This is a genomic window from Pseudarthrobacter sp. NPDC059871, assembly GCF_042731175.1.
GTDB lineage: Bacteria > Actinomycetota > Actinomycetes > Actinomycetales > Micrococcaceae > Arthrobacter.
The window spans coordinates 99168-114732 of sequence record NZ_JBHWJV010000001.1 but is presented as its reverse complement, the minus strand read 5'-3'; the positions used below and the strand labels follow the sequence as shown (position 1 = coordinate 114732).

The 15565-nt window shown below is 64.6% G+C and carries 12 protein-coding genes; 3 read left to right on the top strand and 9 right to left on the bottom strand.

From position 1 onward, the window contains the following. Positions 1-101: 101 nt before the first annotated feature. On the bottom strand, positions 102-1241 hold the full coding sequence (gene dapC, locus ACFV4R_RS00495) for a succinyldiaminopimelate transaminase (protein WP_377202818.1): 1140 nt from the start codon (positions 1239-1241) through the stop codon (positions 102-104). A gap of 13 nt (positions 1242-1254) precedes the next feature. After that, a complete protein-coding gene (fdxA, locus tag ACFV4R_RS00490; protein ID WP_009356972.1) occupies positions 1255-1581 on the bottom strand; it encodes a ferredoxin in 327 nt (108 codons plus the stop codon). A 133-nt stretch (positions 1582-1714) separates the two neighbouring features. Here fdxA and ACFV4R_RS00485 point away from each other — a divergent pair, with 133 nt between their 5' ends. Beyond that, positions 1715-1954, top strand: coding sequence for a hypothetical protein (locus tag ACFV4R_RS00485; protein ID WP_377202819.1), 240 nt, complete (start codon positions 1715-1717; stop codon positions 1952-1954). A 70-nt stretch (positions 1955-2024) separates the two neighbouring features. Here the strand turns inward: ACFV4R_RS00485 and typA are convergent, their stop codons facing one another. After that, entirely contained in the window at positions 2025-3953 is a 1929-nt protein-coding gene (gene typA / locus ACFV4R_RS00480) for a translational GTPase TypA (RefSeq protein WP_056075034.1), read from the bottom strand. Between the two features lie 271 nt (positions 3954-4224). On the opposite strand from typA, the gene ACFV4R_RS00475 reads away from it, so the two are divergent. Next, positions 4225-5139, top strand: coding sequence for an SGNH/GDSL hydrolase family protein (locus ACFV4R_RS00475; protein WP_377202820.1), 915 nt, complete (start codon positions 4225-4227; stop codon positions 5137-5139). Positions 5140-5201: 62 nt separating this feature from the next. Here the strand turns inward: ACFV4R_RS00475 and ACFV4R_RS00470 are convergent, their stop codons facing one another. The 6 genes from ACFV4R_RS00470 to ACFV4R_RS00445 form a co-directional block, all read right to left on the bottom strand. Then, positions 5202-6908 carry a dipeptide ABC transporter ATP-binding protein gene (locus tag ACFV4R_RS00470; protein ID WP_377202821.1) on the bottom strand — a complete coding sequence of 569 codons (1707 nt, stop codon included), beginning with the start codon at positions 6906-6908 and terminating at the stop codon, positions 5202-5204. An 11-nt stretch (positions 6909-6919) separates the two neighbouring features. After that, a complete protein-coding gene (locus ACFV4R_RS00465; protein WP_056075044.1) occupies positions 6920-7864 on the bottom strand; it encodes an ABC transporter permease in 945 nt (314 codons plus the stop codon). Next, the gene (locus ACFV4R_RS00460) at positions 7854-8783 is read right to left on the bottom strand and encodes an ABC transporter permease (RefSeq protein WP_056075047.1); all 930 of its coding nucleotides are present in this window, start codon (positions 8781-8783) and stop codon (positions 7854-7856) included. Before ACFV4R_RS00460 ends, ACFV4R_RS00465 begins: the two co-directional genes overlap by 11 nt. A 123-nt stretch (positions 8784-8906) precedes the next feature. After that, positions 8907-10592: an ABC transporter substrate-binding protein gene (locus tag ACFV4R_RS00455; protein ID WP_377202822.1), complete on the bottom strand. Its 1686-nt coding sequence runs from the start codon at positions 10590-10592 to the stop codon at positions 8907-8909. Positions 10593-10861: 269 nt separating this feature from the next. After that, entirely contained in the window at positions 10862-12640 is a 1779-nt protein-coding gene (locus ACFV4R_RS00450; protein ID WP_377202823.1) for an ABC transporter family substrate-binding protein, read from the bottom strand. A 113-nt stretch (positions 12641-12753) separates the two neighbouring features. After that, positions 12754-14367 carry a cryptochrome/photolyase family protein gene (locus tag ACFV4R_RS00445; protein WP_377202824.1) on the bottom strand — a complete coding sequence of 538 codons (1614 nt, stop codon included), beginning with the start codon at positions 14365-14367 and terminating at the stop codon, positions 12754-12756. A gap of 152 nt (positions 14368-14519) precedes the next feature. Here ACFV4R_RS00445 and ACFV4R_RS00440 point away from each other — a divergent pair, with 152 nt between their 5' ends. Further along, positions 14520-15563: an LLM class flavin-dependent oxidoreductase gene (locus ACFV4R_RS00440; RefSeq protein ID WP_377202825.1), complete on the top strand. Its 1044-nt coding sequence runs from the start codon at positions 14520-14522 to the stop codon at positions 15561-15563. Positions 15564-15565 lie beyond the last annotated feature (2 nt).

Sequence of the window (15565 nt, the reverse complement as noted above, 5' to 3'; positions counted from 1 at the left end):
GCCAGTTGGGCACGTGTCACTAATCCGGGTCGGCGCAAATGCCCCTAAAATGCGGGCAGTGTGTTGCGAGTCACACGATTGTTACGGGATCACCCATGCGATCAGGACAACCGCTCCACAGCAGCGCCGATCCGTTCGTCGGAGCCCGTCAGGGCAACGCGGACGAACCCGTTGCCGGCTTCGCCGTAGAACACCCCGGGCCCCACCACGATGCCGCGATCGGCAAGGCGTGCAACCGTGTCCCAGGTGCTCTCCCCTGCCGAGCTCCAGAGGTACAGGCCGGCGTCGGAATCCTTGATCTCGAGGCCGAACCCGCGCAGGGCGGGTACCAGCTCCTCCCGGCGTTTGCGGTAGAGGTCCTTCTGGGCCTCGACGTGCGCATCGTCGCCGAGCGCTACCCGCATGGCTTCCTGGACCGGGAACGGAACGATCATTCCGGCATGCTTGCGGCTGTTGACCAGGTTGGGCATCAGCGCCGGGTCACCGGCAACGAACGCCGCCCGGTAGCCGGCCACGTTCGACTGCTTGCTGAGCGAGTACACCGCCAGCAGGCCTTCATGGGATCCGCCGGCCACGCGCGGATCCAGGATGCTGGGGACCGGCTGGCCGCCGCGCTGGACGTCCCAATCCCCCCAGCCGAGTTCTGCGTAGCATTCGTCAGAGGCAACCACGGCGCCGAGCTCCCGTGCCTGGACCACGAGTGCCTTCAGCGACTCCACGTCCCGCACACTGCCGGTGGGATTGCCCGGGGAATTGACCCAGATGAGCCGCACCCGGGAGCGGACGGCGTCATCGAGCTCGTCCAAATTGTCCGTGGCCACGGAGGTGACGCCGGCGAACGTGGCGCCGATATCGTACGTAGGGTAAGCCACCTTGGGACGTACGACGACGTCTCCCGGCTTCAGGCCAAGCAGCAGCGGGAGCCACGCCACAAGTTCCTTCGAACCCACCGTGGGCATGATGTTGCGCGGGTCCAGGCCGGATACCCCGCGCCGGCGCTCGAACCAGCCTGAAATGGATTCGCGGAGCGCGGGGGTTCCGTGGACCGTGGGATAGCCCGGGGCATTCGCTGCAGCCTTCAGCGCGTCCTGGATGATGGCCGGCGTGGGGTCCACCGGCGTTCCGATGGAGAGGTTGACTACCCCTCCCGAGTGTTCGGAAGCCTTCGCCAGGTACGGCGCCATGGCCTCCCAGGGGTAGTCGGGCAGGTCCAGGCCGAAAGTTCGCACTGCAGCGGTCACCGTTACGTCCGTATCAGTGGTCTTGGTTCTGCGGGGGCAGCGCGGCGATCATCGGGTGGTCCTTGCCCGTGTTGCCGATCTTCGCGGCGCCGCCAGGCGAGCCGAGGTCGTCGAAGAACTCGACGTTCGCCTTGTAGTAGTCAGCCCACTCGTCCGGGGTGTCATCCTCGTAGTAGATGGCTTCCACAGGGCACACCGGCTCGCATGCGCCGCAGTCGACGCATTCGTCCGGATGGATGTACAGCGAACGCTCGCCCTCATAGATGCAGTCGACCGGGCATTCCTCGATGCATGCCTTGTCCTTGACATCTACACACGGCTGCGCGATTACGTACGTCACGTCCCTGGCCTCTCCACGTTGGTTCCGGCATCCCGCCGGCTCTTTCGCCCGGCGCGGCCGGACTATTGACATCTGAGCCTATTATCTCCCACGCCGTTCCCGCGAACCTAGCCGGGCCTCCTAGTATGAAGTGGTGACGCTGCCCACCCCCGCTCCCGCCGGTTTCCTGTCCGCTGCCGCCCCCGGAATCCGCGTCGTGGTGCGGTACCGGATCGATGGAGGCTTCACTGACGCCCTGGGCCACCTTGTCTCGTGCGACGGCGGTGCGTGCACCGTCCGGACGCGGCAGGCCGACGTCGTGATCCCCCTCGCCGCCGTGGTGGCGGCCAAAGAGGTTCCGCCGGCTCCGGAGCCGCGCCGCCCCCGGGGCTGAGCCGCAGGCCTGCTTAAACGCGGAATGCCGCCGGCATGGGAGCCGGCGGCATTCTGTATGTTGCGGGGTGTTACGACTTGGCGCGGGCGCGGGCTGCCTTGGCGCGCTCGTTGGTGTCCAGGATGACCTTGCGGATGCGGATGGCGTCCGGGGTCACCTCAACACACTCGTCTTCGCGGGCGAATTCGAGGGACTCTTCGAGGGTCAGGTCGCGCGGCGGCGTCAGGTTCTCGAAGGTGTCGGAGGAAGCCGCACGCATGTTGGTGAGCTTCTTTTCCTTGGTGATGTTGACGTCCATGTCGTCGGCGCGGGAGTTCTCGCCGACGATCATGCCCTCGTACACCTCGGAGGTGGGCTTCACGAAGAAGGAGCCACGTTCCTGCAGGTTGATCATGGCGAACGGGGTCACAACGCCGGCGCGGTCGGCGACCATGGAACCGTTGGTGCGGTACTCGATGGGGCCGGCCCACGGCTCGTAGCCTTCGGAGATGGACGCTGCGATGCCGGCGCCACGGGTGTCCGTGAGGAACTTGGTGCGGAAACCGATCAGGCCACGGGCCGGAACGATGAATTCCATCCGGCACCAGCCGGTGCCGTGGTTGGCCATGTTGGTCATGCGGCCCTTGCGGGCGGCCATCAGCTGCGTGACGGCGCCCAGGTACTCCTCGGGGACGTCGATGGTCATGTGCTCCATCGGCTCGTGGATCTTGCCGTCGATGGTCTTGGTGACTACCTGCGGCTTGCCCACGGTCAGCTCGAAGCCTTCGCGGCGCATCTGCTCGACGAGGATGGCCAGCGCGAGCTCGCCACGGCCCTGGACTTCCCAGGCGTCGGGACGCTCGGTGGGGAGGACCTTGATGGAGACGTTACCGATCAGTTCCTTGTCCAGGCGGTCCTTCACCTGGCGTGCGGTGACCTTGGCGCCCTTGACCTTGCCGGCCAGCGGCGAGGTGTTGATACCGATGGTCATGGAGATCGCGGGATCGTCCACGGTGATCAGCGGCAGCGGCTGCGGGTTCTCGGCGTCGGTCAGGGTCTCACCGATGGTGATTTCCTCGATACCGGCGACGGCGACGATCTCGCCGGGCCCTGCGGACTCGGCCGGGACACGGTCCAGGGCCTTGGTGGCCAGCAGTTCGGTGATCTTGACGTTCTTGAGTTCACCGTTGGCGCGTGCCCAGGCCACGGTCTGGCCCTTGCGCAGGGTGCCGTTGTAGATGCGGAGCAGGGCGAGGCGGCCCAGGAACGGGGAGGCGTCAAGGTTGGTGACGTGCGCCTGGAGGACGCCCTCCGGGTTGTACGTGGGAGCGGGGATGTGCTCGATGATGGTCTTGAACAGCGGCTCAAGGTCCTCGTTGTCCGGGGCGGCGCCATCGGCGGGCTGGTCCAGGGAGGCGCGGCCAACCTTGGCGGCAGCGTAAACAACGGGAACTTCGAGGATCTTGTCCAGGTCAAGGTCCGGAACTTCGTCCGCGAGGTCAGAGGCGAGGCCCAGCAGGAGGTCCATGGACTCGTGGACGACTTCCTCGATGCGGGCGTCGGGACGGTCGGTCTTGTTGACCAGCAGGATCACCGGCAGGTGCGCGGCGAGGGCCTTGCGGAGGACGAAGCGGGTCTGCGGCAGCGGACCTTCGGACGCGTCAACGAGAAGGACGACGCCGTCGACCATGGACAGGCCGCGCTCCACCTCGCCACCGAAGTCGGCGTGGCCGGGGGTGTCGATGACGTTGATGGTGATGGTTTCACCGTTGGACGACGGTCCGTTATAGGCCACCGTGGTGTTCTTGGCCAGGATGGTGATGCCCTTTTCGCGCTCCAGGTCACCGGAGTCCATCACGCGGTCTTCGAGGTGGTTGTGCTCGGCAAAGGAGTTGGTCTGCTTGAGCATGGCGTCAACCAGCGTGGTCTTGCCGTGGTCAACGTGGGCCACAATCGCGACGTTGCGGAGGTCACTGCGCGAGGCAGTGGCTACCGCGGTGTTGGTGGTGGTTTCAGACATGCGTAAAGACTCGATTCCGTGGTCAGCTGTAGTCATCGCGACATTTCCAACCGAAACGCACGACAGATCAGGCCCATAACACAGGGCTCCTTCAACAAGTCTAACCGCAGTGGCAAGTGATGGCCTAAAACCGGTCCGGAACCGGCAGGAATCCTGCCCTCCGTCGATCCCCCGCGGGACGGAAATTGAGAGCAGTCACACTCACTGGATAAATACGGATTTATGCCCCATTATTGCTGTTGATGAGCAGCGAATACCACGAGAAACCAGCATGCGTCCCGCATCCGCTTTAACGCGGATCGCGGTATTTGCTATTGCCGCCGGCATCGTCCTGGCGGCCCCGGGCCAACCGGCACAACTTCCGGCGTCGGATGCACCGGCAGCCTCGGCCAGCCCGGACCAGGTTCCGCCTTCGCTGCTCAGGGCTGCTGCGACGGATCCGGCGGATGCGCCCCGATACACGCCGGGCGCCGACCTGTCCGAGGTCCTCTCCCGCCCCGCCATGCGCCCAGGGGAGGTCTTCCGGAACCCGGTCTTTGGGCGGAACGAAGTAGTGGTGCCGAACGTACGGAACACCGCTGTCCTGATCGGCGACTCCCAGTCGGTTCCGGACGACAGCTGGCCCCGCCGCGCCTTGGTTTCCCTTGGCTACAACGTCCACTTTTGCGGTTATGGCGGTACGGGCTTCACGGCAGCCAACGGCAAGGTGGGCAACTACATTGACGCCCTGGAGCGGGGCGACTGGATGCTGCCGGTGGGAACTCCCGGACTGGTGGTGATTGAAGGCGGCGGCAACGATGCTGCCCGCGGCGCCTCGGATGCCCAGATCACCGCCAACGCCAACCGCCTTGTCCAGGCCATGAAAGCCCGCTACCCCACTACCAGGATGGTCATGGTGGGCACCCTCGCGAAGGGCGCCAACAACGGTGGCGGCCGCCGGAGCCAGGTGGACAACCTGCTCTCAAGCATCGCAGCCAAGCAGGGCATTACGTTTGTCAGTGCGGGAGACTGGCTGACCAAGTACAACCTCACGCAGCACCTTGCGGACCCCGTCCACATGGACAGCGAAGGCCGGAAGGCGCTGGGGACGGTGCTGGAACGCCGCCTCCGGGAACTGGGAATTCCGGACATCACGGCCACTGCCGCGGCCCCCGCACAGGCCGGAGCCGGCAGCAAGAAGGGCTGAGGCCCCCGCTCCTTTCGGAGTGGCGCCCCAGCCCTTCAGCTGTACAGCGACGGATCGCGGCTTTATGCCACTTCCGGCGGCAGCATCAGCTTCGCACCCGGGATGGCGTTCAGGAGTGCCCTGGTGTACGCCTGCTGCGGCGCTTCGAAGACCTCGTCGGTGGTTCCGGTTTCCACCAGGCGGCCCTTCTCCATGACGCAGACATGGTCGGCAATCTGCCGGACGACTGCCAGGTCGTGGGTGATGAAGAGATAGGTCAGGCCCAGGTTCGACTGCAGGTCAGCCAGCAGGTTCAGGACCTGCGCCTGGACCAGGACGTCCAGTGCGGACACCGCCTCGTCACAGATGATGACCTCGGGGTCCAGAGCGAGGGCTCGGGCAATGGCAACGCGCTGACGCTGGCCTCCCGAGAGCTCATTCGGGTACCGCTGCATGGCGGACTGGGGCAGTGCCACCTGATCCAGCAGTTCCCGCACCTTTTTCTCGCGGCTGGCCGCATCACCGATCTTATGGACCCGCAACGGCTCCTCGATGGTGCGGTAGATGTTGTACATCGGGTCCAGCGAGCCGTACGGGTCCTGGAAGATCGGCTGCACCCGCCGGCGGAACTTGAACAGGTCCCCGGCCTTCAGCAGCGAGGTGTCCACGCCGTCGAAGAGGATCTTGCCGTCGGTAGGCTTTTCGAGCTGGAGCACCATCTTGGCCACCGTGGACTTGCCCGAACCGGACTCCCCCACGATCGCGGTCGTTGTTCCGCGCTTGACGTCGAAGCTCACGCCATCCACGGCCGCAAAGTCCGTGGCTTTACCCAGGCCCTGGCGGAGCTTATACACCTTCCGCAAGTCCTGGATCTGCAGGACGTTGTCAGCGACGGACGTTTCCGCTGCAGGAGCCAGCATGTCTGCCGTCTCAACACCCTGCTCCTTGGCTGCCTGGATGCGCCGGCTGGCAAGGGATGGTGCGGACTCAACCAGGCGCTTGGTGTAGGGGTGCTGCGGATTGCGGAGCAGTTCCAGTGACGGTCCCGCTTCCACGACGCGTCCCTGGTACATGACTACCACTTTGTTGGCGCGTTCTGCTGCCAGGCCCAGGTCGTGGGTGATCAGCAGCACCGAGGTGCCAAGTTCCGTGGTCATGGTGTCCAGGTGGTCCAGGATCTGCCGCTGGACAGTCACGTCCAGCGCGGACGTGGGCTCGTCGGCAATCAGCAGGCGCGGCTGGCATGAAAGGCCAATCGCAATCAGTGCACGCTGGCGCATACCGCCGGAGAACTCATGCGGATACTGGTTCGCACGGCGTTTGGCGTCGGGCAGGCCCGCTTCGGACAGCACCTTGGCGATGTCCTCCGGTCCGCTCGGACGGCCATTGGCGCGCAGTGTCTCCCGCACCTGGTAACCGATCTTCCACACCGGGTTGAGGTTGGACATCGGGTCCTGCGGAACCATGCCGATGGTATTTCCGCGCAGCTCGATCATCCGCTGCTCGCTGGCGTGGGAAATGTCCTCGCCGTCCAGCAGGATCTGGCCGCCGGAGACGCTGCCGTTATTCGGCAGGAGCCCAATGGCCGCCAGTGCCGTGGTGGATTTGCCCGAGCCGGACTCCCCCACAATGGCTACCGTCTCACCGGGCATGATGGTCAGGTGTGCGTTGCGCACGGCCTGGACTTCGCCGCTGCCGGTCTTGAAGGTGATGGCAAGGTCGCGGATTTCCAGGAGAGGCTTGTTGCCGTTGGCCCGGGCCTCGCCGATGCTGACGTCTGGAGTTGTCATCTCTTTATCTCTCATCGCTGGCGGCTCTTCGGGTCGAGGGCGTCACGGACGGCGTCGCCCAGCATGATGAAGCTCAGCACGGTGATGGACAGGGCTGCAGCCGGGAACAGCAGGATTTCGGGCCGGGTCCGGATGGAGGCCTGGGCACCTGCAATGTCATTGCCCCACGACATGATGCTCTGCGGCAGTCCGATGCCCAGGAAGGACAGCGTGGCTTCGGCCACGATGAACACGCCCAGTTCCAGCGTTGCCAGCACGATGATCGGTGCCAGGGCGTTGGGCAGGACGTGCCGGACCAGCGCCTTGAACTTTGACACGCCGAGTGCCTGCGCCGCGGTGACGAAGTCTGCGTTGCGTACTTCTATGACGGCGCCACGGGTAATACGTGCCATCTGCGGCCAGGCCAGGAGCGATATGACGAACACTACTGTCCACACGCTCTTGTTCTCGCGGAACAGCGGCAGCTGGGTGATCACCAGGGCGCCGAGGATCAGCGGCAGCGCGAAGAAGATGTCGCCAAGGCGGGCCAATACGGCATCGACCCAGCCGCCGTAATAGCCAGCCAATGCGCCGAGGGTTACACCGATCACCAATACGCAGAGCACGGAAAGGATGCCAACGGACAGCGAAGCCTGTGTGCCGTGGATGACCCGCGAGTAGATGTCGCAACCCTGGAAAGTAAACCCGAACGGGTGGCCGGCAGTAGGCCCGCCTTCCGAGTTCCCGAGTTCGCAGCCGTCGTTCGGCGGGGTGGACGTGAAAAGGCCGGGGAACAGCGCAATCACGATCAGGGCGAGGATCAGCAGCGACGAGATGATAAACAGCGGACGACGGCGGAGCTTGCGCCACGCGTCTGCCCACAGGCTGAGCGGGGCTTGGTCGGTCTTGACCGCGTCCGTCGCCTGCAGCGGGGTTTCATCGATGGGCGCCACGAAGTGGCTGTTGTTACTGGTCATAGCGAATCCTCGGGTCAAGCCAGGCGTACAGGAGATCAACGAGCAGGTTGGACACCACGAACACCAGCACCAGCACGCTGACGATGGACACGATGGTGGGGCCCTCAGTGCGCAGGACTGCCTGGTACAGCTTGTTGCCGACGCCCGGGACGTTGAAAATGCCTTCGGTAACGATGGCGCCGCCCATCAGGCCGCCAAGGTTGGCACCCAGGTAGGTCACCACGGGGATCAGCGAGTTGCGCAGGATGTGTGCCAGGACCACCCGGGGCCGGGACAGGCCCTTTGCTGTGGCGGTCCGGACGTAGTCCGCGTTCATGTTCTCGCTGACCGACGCACGGGTCAGCCTGAGAACGTACGCGAAGGAGACAAGGCCCAGCACGACGGCGGGTAGCAGCAGGCTGCCCCAGTCGGCGTTGGCGCCCACGGTGGGTTTCGCCCAGCCGAGTTGTACGCCAAAGACCAGCTGGAACACGAAGCCCAGCACGAAGGTGGGAACTGCGATGACCACCAGGGAAGCCACCAGGACAGTGGAGTCAAACCAACCGCCGCGGCGGAGGCCGGCGAATACGCCGAAAGCCACACCGAAGATGGCCTGGATGGCCAGCGCTTCGACGGCCAGCATCGCCGTTACAGGGAAGACGCGGGCGAGGCTTGCCGCAATGGGCTGGCCAGTGAAGTCGTTTCCGAGGTTGAACGTGAAGAGGTTCTTCAGGAACAGGCCGTACTGGACAATGAAGGGTTCATCAAGGTGGTACTGGCTGCGAAGGGTATCGATGACGGCCTGGGGTGGCTGGCGGTCGCCGAACAGTGCCGCGATGGGATCGCCCGGCAGGGCGAACACCATGTAGTACACGAGGAGGGTGGTGCCGATGAAGACAGGGATCACCTGGAGGAGCCGGCGAAGGATAAAGCGGACCACGGTATCACCAGCCTTCCGGGGAGGAAGTGAACAGGTTCATGCATACCTTCCTGCCGTGCAAGCCAATGGGGGCCCGGCCGTAACCGGACCCCCATTAGCCTTGGCGGCAAGTTAGATCAAGGACTACTTAGCCGTGATGTTGTAGTAGAGGATGCTGCCGTTCCAGCCGGTTTCGGCCTTCACGACGTTGTTGCTCCACACGATCGGACGTGCCTGGTCCCACAGGGGCAGGCCGGGCAGATCCTCGAACAGCACTTCCTGTGCCTGGTTGAACTTGGCGTTTGCATCCTCGGTGGATGTGGCAGCCAGGCCCTCCTTGAGGAGCTTGTCGAACTCGGGGTTCGTGTACTTCTCGTAGTTGGAGGAAGCGTTGGTGCCCCAGACCGGGCCGAGGAAGTTGTACAGCGACGGGTAGTCACCCTGCCAGCCTGCACGGGTCAGGCCGGGGAGCTGCTGGGACTTGCGCAGGTTCAAGACTTCAGCGAACTTGGCGAAGGGCTGGATTTCAGCCTGGATGCCGAGGTTGTTCTTGAAGCCGTTGGCTACGGCGTCGATCCATTCCTTGTTGCCACCATCGGTGTTGGAAGCAATCTGGAGCGGCTTGGAGTCGTCGTACGGCTGGATCTTGTTGGCCTGCTCCCAGAGGTCCTTGGCCTTGGCGGCGTCGAACGTCAGGATTTCGCTGCCCTTGAGGTCTCCCTTGAACCCGTCGATGACCGGCGGGACAAAGGCCTTGGCCGGGGTGCGGGTGCCGTTGAAGACAACCTTGGCGATTTCCTCGCGGTTGATGGCGTAGGAGAGGGCCTCGCGGCGCAGCTTGCCGGCTTCACCCTGGAAGTTCGGGTTGTACGGCGGGATGTTCAGCGTGGAGTTGGTGGCAACTGCCTTGGTGGCGTTACGGTCCTGGAAGTCCGTCTCATAGGTCTTCAGGGCGTTGGACGGCAGGACATCGGTGATGTCCAGGTTGTCCGACTGGAGATCCGTGTATGCGGGGCCCGGATCGGTGTAGAACTTGAAGGTCACGCCACCGTTCTTGGACTCGCGCGGGCCGCTGTAGTCAGCATTCTTGACGAGGGCGATCGACTGGTCGTGTACCCAGGCGCCTTCCTTCTCGAACTTGTACGGGCCGTTACCCACCGGGTTCTCGCCGAAGGTCTTCGGGTCCGCCAGGGCAGCGGAAGGAAGCGGGAAGAAGGCGGAGTAGCCAAGGCGCAGCGACCAGTCTGCTTCAGGCTGGGCAAGCTTCACGGTAATCGTGGAGTCATCGGTTGCTGCCAGGCCGGACATGGTCTCGGCCGTCGGGGCAGGGGTGGTCTTGGTCTTGCCGTCGGCCGTCTTCTCGCTGTTGACCGCCGACACTTCTTCGTAGCCGGCGATGGACTCGAAGAAGAAGCCGTTGTTCTGCAGGTTCTTCGAGTTGGCTGCGAAGTTCCAGGAGTCAACGAACGTCTTGGCCGTGATGGCCTCACCGTTGGTGAACTTCTGGCCCTGCTTGACCTTGATGGTCCAGTTCTGGGCGTCGGAGGAATCAATGGATTCTGCCAACGCGTTGACCGGCTTGCCGTCGGCGTCGTAGGTCCGCAGGCCTTCGAAGAGGAGTTCGACGACGCGGCCGCCGTAGACCTCATTGGTGTTGGCCGGCAGCAGCGGGTTCTGTGGTTCGTTGCTGTAGGCCGTGATGACCTTGTTGGGATCACCGGTGGCGTCGCTGGACCCCTCCGTGGTGCCGCCTCCAGCGCCGCACCCGGTCAGGGCAAGCGCAGCGATTGCCACGATGCCCAGTGCTTTGGAAGTGCGCGTGAAACGCATTCCGCCTCCTATGAGTTGTGGGAGATAACGAGGGGAAATCTGGTGTTTCCCCGCAGGCCGGGGCACAGCTGTGAACTGTGACCTGTCCTACATGTACGAGTAGCCTAACCGCACGAAGTCCAGATACTGGTACTCCGTTGCCAAACCGTGACCGGGGCGTTCGAAACGCGTTAACCGGTTAACGGAAGTTGTGCAAGTCACATGCTACTCGGCGGTAGCGCCACGGCGAAATCGAAGCGTGGCCTGCATCACCCATTTGCCGGGTGGGATCAGTTCTTGCTGCCCTGCTGGGCCAGGCGCCAATCGGAGACGTTCCACCACACCCCGAGCGGACCCGGGCTGGGTTTGACGCCGGCCACCCGGGCGTTGAAGGCTATGGCCCCGACCGTCTGGTACAGCGGCAGTCCGTACGCCTTCTCCCAGATGCGTTTATCGATCCCGGCCAGCAGTTCGTCCTGTTTCCCGAGGTCAGTGGTGGTAGCCAGCTGTTCCATCGCCTTGTCCGCGTCGCCGTCGGAGAATCCGTTGAAGTTGCTGCCCGCCCCGGTGCGGAAAATCTGGGGGATGCGGCCCACTCCGGCGCCCGTTCCGATCCACCCCAGCAACGCGGCGTCGTACCCTGCGCCCCCAAGCGACTTTGCCCAGTCCGCGTTTGCCTGGCCGGCATCAACCACGCGGAAACCGGCCAGCTGCGCCGAATCGCGGATCAGGCTGAACGCCCTGGCCCGGTTGGGATTGTCACGGTTGTACAGGATCCGGACCGTCGGTGTGGCACCGTCGAGAAGTTCCTTGGCTGCCTCGATGTCCACCTTGGCGTAGTCGGCCGAGCCGTTGTTTTTCACGGTATCCGCGTACTTGGGCTGCCCGGGAAGGAAGACCTGCGAATCAAGCGGCTTGGCGTCCGCAATCAGGTCCCCCACCACCGCATCCACGATGGCCTGCCGGGGCACGGCCTTCAGGAAGGCCTTGCGCACGTCTTCGTCCGCGAAGGGCCCGGAAAAGTTGAGGTCGAGGTGGTCGTACCCAGACTGGCTGTACTGCTCCACTGTGTTTCCCTGGTCCGCCAGGCCGGCGAAGAGTTTCGCCGTGTCGGCAGAAGGCTGCGGCGAGATAATATCCGCCTGCCCGCTGCGGAGCGCATCAACAGCCGCGGGAAGGGCACCGGTGAACCGGACGTTGATCTCGTCAAGCCACGGCTCGGTCCCCCAGACGTAGTCGCGGTTCCGAACGAGCTTCATGGATACTTCCGGAACGATGTCCCGCACGATGTAAGGTCCGCTGGAAAGATACAGCGCGGGGTCGTCGGGAAGGGATTTCGTGTCGAATCCGTTGTTCCAGAAATCTCCCACCGTCTTCAACGCCGAATTTACTGCCGGCTTCCCGGGGTTCCCCTTGGGAGCATCCTTGATCAGGTCGACGAGGTCCTCCTCGTCGCTCAACCCGGCCTTGGCGGCGACCACGTGGGCCGGCAGGCCGACGTCGAACGCGGTCTGCCAGTCCGCGTAAGGCGCGGCGTACTGCAGCGTAATGGACCGGCCGTCGTCGCCGAGTTCGGGGAACGCCGTGCCCGTGAGGCCACCGGCGGCTGACGCGGCCGAGAAGTACCTGGTGCCCGTCCCTGCCGCGGGATCCGCGTCGTCGAAGTAACCCGAACCTGCGGCCCAGCTCAGGAGGAGGTCGCCGGCGTCGATCGGCGCGCCGTCGGACCACTTGACGCCTTCGTTGACTGTGTACCGCACCTTGAGCGGGTCATCGGAGACCTTTTCGTAGCGGCCGAACTTATCGTTCCGCACCACCACGGATTTGTCGTCCAGGTAGTAGAAACCGGAATGCGTCGCTGAGCCGATCTTGGAGTTGATGTCCGTGTTGCCGTCGGTGCTGAACGGGTTGAAGGAGGAAAAAGCGTTGACCTCAGCCACGGTGGCGCTGCCCCCGCGCTTGGCCTCGCCCACCACCACCGGTGCGCTGCCGCCGCCTGAGCAGCCTGAAAGAGTCACTGCGGCCACTGCCGCTGCGGTGATGTACTGCATCAGGCGCCTGACTGGCATGCGTCCGCCTCCTTGTGAAATCCATTCCGGGAAAGGGGGCCTGGAGTCGCCAGGAACGCGCCCTACACAGTCAGGATACGTTGGCGCCGCCGGCTGGGCAGGGAGGAGGACCCCTATGCCCCGGGGTCCGGGGCCGGCCGCAGCAGCCGCGCGCCGCCGTCGTCCGGTTTTAGCAGCGCCTTCGCGCGGCGCCGGTGGCCGTTCCGGGTGTCCGGATCCATTGAGTCGAGAAGGGAGACTGCCATCCGGGACCTGGAGTTGCGCTCCATGACAGGACGGTGGTCATCGATGAACGTCCAGTACAGGGCATCCCAGTCGGGCATCCACTCCCCCGGCGGCAGATCGGACATTTTCCGCAGGTAGTTGCTGCCGGAGACGTATGGCTTGGTGGTGATTCCGGCACCGGAGGCGAACTGGCTCATCGCGTACACGTTGGGAACCATGACCCAGTCGTAGGCATCCACGTACATGGCCATGAACCATTCATAGACGTCGTGCGGGTGGATGCGCAGGAGTGACATGGCGTTGCCCAGGATCATCAGCCGTTCAATGTGGTGGCTGTATCCGGTGGCGAGCACCCGGGAGATCACCATATCCACTGGGGCCAGCCCGGTGGTGGCATCCCACCACCCGGCGCCCAGCCCATTCGTGTGGTTGAGCAGGTTTGCGCTGCGCATCTGCCGGCCGCGGAGACGGTAGGTGGCGCGCATGTACTCCCGCCATCCGATCAGCTGCCGCACGAAACCCTCGAGCGAAGCCAAAGGGGTGTCCTGGCCGGCGCCGTCCAAAACTGCGTCCAGGACCTCACGGGGGTCCAGCAGCCCGATATTGAGTGCCGGGGTGAGCAGCCCGTGGTTGATGAACGGGTGCGCGGTGGAGATGGCGTCCTCGTAGGCACCAAACCCGGCAAGCCGCTCGCGGACAAATTCGTCAAGGTGATTCCGGGCCTCCGCGGCTTCGGTGGGCCAGGCAAAGGAAGCAGGGTCCCCCGGGGCATCCGGAAACTCCTCGGCTACCCAGGCGATGGCTGCCTCGACCTCGCTTGACCTGGCGTCGGGAGTGTCCCCCGGCCCGCCGCCGTCGTCCATCAGTGCGTCAAGGTCGAACATCGCCTGCCCGGCGTCGTTTCCGCTGTTGAACCGGCCGACGGCGGCCGGAACATACCCGCGGGGAAGCTTCTTCCTGTTCTCGGCGTCAAAGGACCACTTGCCGCCCACGGGGCCGCCGCCATCCACCAGGACGTTGAGCCGGCGGCGTTGCCACACGTAGAAGTCGTGCATCCGGGCAGGATTGCCCGCGAACCATTCGTCGATCCGATGGCGGTCTGTGAGGAAGTTGGGAGTCTCCAGGACGTCGCCGTCCTGCATCCGGTAGCCGCCGTCAGCGAGGCCGGCGAACAGGTCCTTCTCAAGCCAGTCATCCACGACGTCGAACCAGGTCACCTGCCGCGGGCGGCTGCTGCGGACGAGCTGCCCCAGCTGGGTGCGCGACGTGAGGGAGGGGTGGCTGGCCAAGACGGCCACCTCATGGCCATGGCTGCGGAGCCGCCGTGCAAAGCGTGCCATCGATGCCCGGTGCAGGACCAGTTTGTGCGAGTGGAAGGCGTACTGCCGGAACATGAGGTCGTGCTCGATCAGTACAAACGCCGTGCCGTCAGCCGGCAGGTCAAGCTGCTGTCCGAAGAGCTGGTGCGGCAGGACGAGGCGCAGGTGCTGGCCGGATTGCATGCCCCAACGATAGTTGGAAGGCTCTGCGGACGTTGCCGAGCGGACACCGGCCCCGCTGTCGCAAACGGTAACCTCCACCTGCCCCGTCCACGAACGGCGGGCCAAGCGAGCATATTCTGGGGTCACCCACCAGACCCAAGCAAAGGAAGCCCATGCCAGATCAGAACCGCCCCCTGCGAAAGCTTGGCTTCCTCACGATCGGACTTTTCGATCCGGCCAACCCGGCCGCAGGCCACGAATCCACTTTGCAAGTCATCGAACTGGGTGAGCGGCTGGGTTTCGACAGCGCATGGCTGCGGCACCGCCACCTGCAGTTTGGCATTTCCTCGCCCGTGGCCGTCATGGCTGCGGCCAGCCAGCGCACGTCCCGGATCGAGCTTGGCACCGCCGTCACGCCGCTGGGCTGGGAGAATCCCCTGCGCCTGGCCGAGGACATTGCCACCACGGACCTGCTGGCCGGGGGCCGGATCAACCCCGGCCTCAGCGTGGGCGAACCGATGCACTGGGACACGGTGAAGCATGAGCTTTACCCCGATTCCGCGGATGTGGAGGACTTCAGCTACGCCCGCGTGGCCCGGTTCGCCCGGCTGGTTGCGGGCGAACCTGTCCGCGATTTCTCCGGCAAGCAGGGTGTGGTGGAGGAGTTTTCCAACCGCGTGGAACCGCATTCCCCGGGTCTGCGCGATCGCCTCTGGTACGGTGCTGCAAGCCGGAAATCAGCGGTCTGGGCAGGCGAAAACGGCTTCAACCTGCTCTCCAGCAGCGTGATTTTCCCTGGCGCGGGCGAAGAACCCGACTTCGCCCGGATCCAGCAGTCCCAGATCCGCGCCTACCGGGACGCGGCCGCAGCGTCAGGACAGCCGCAGGAGCGGACCCGGGTATCGCAGGGGCTGGTGGTCATTCCCACCGATTCGGCCTCTGCGGCACAGCGGGAGAAGTACCAGCAGTACGTCAACGAACGCACTCCCCGCACGGCCGCCCCGCAGGGCCCGAAGAGGATGCTGTTCGCCCGGGACCTCATCGGCACAAGTGAGCAAATCGCGGAGCAACTGTACTCCCACGCGGGTTTCCAGGAAGTTGACGAAGTGGCCTTCGCACTACCCTTCAGCTTTGAGCACGAGGACTACGTCCAGATCCTCACCGACATCGCCACCCGGCTGGGTCCGGCCCTTGGCTGGGCACCGGCCGGAGCCTGACG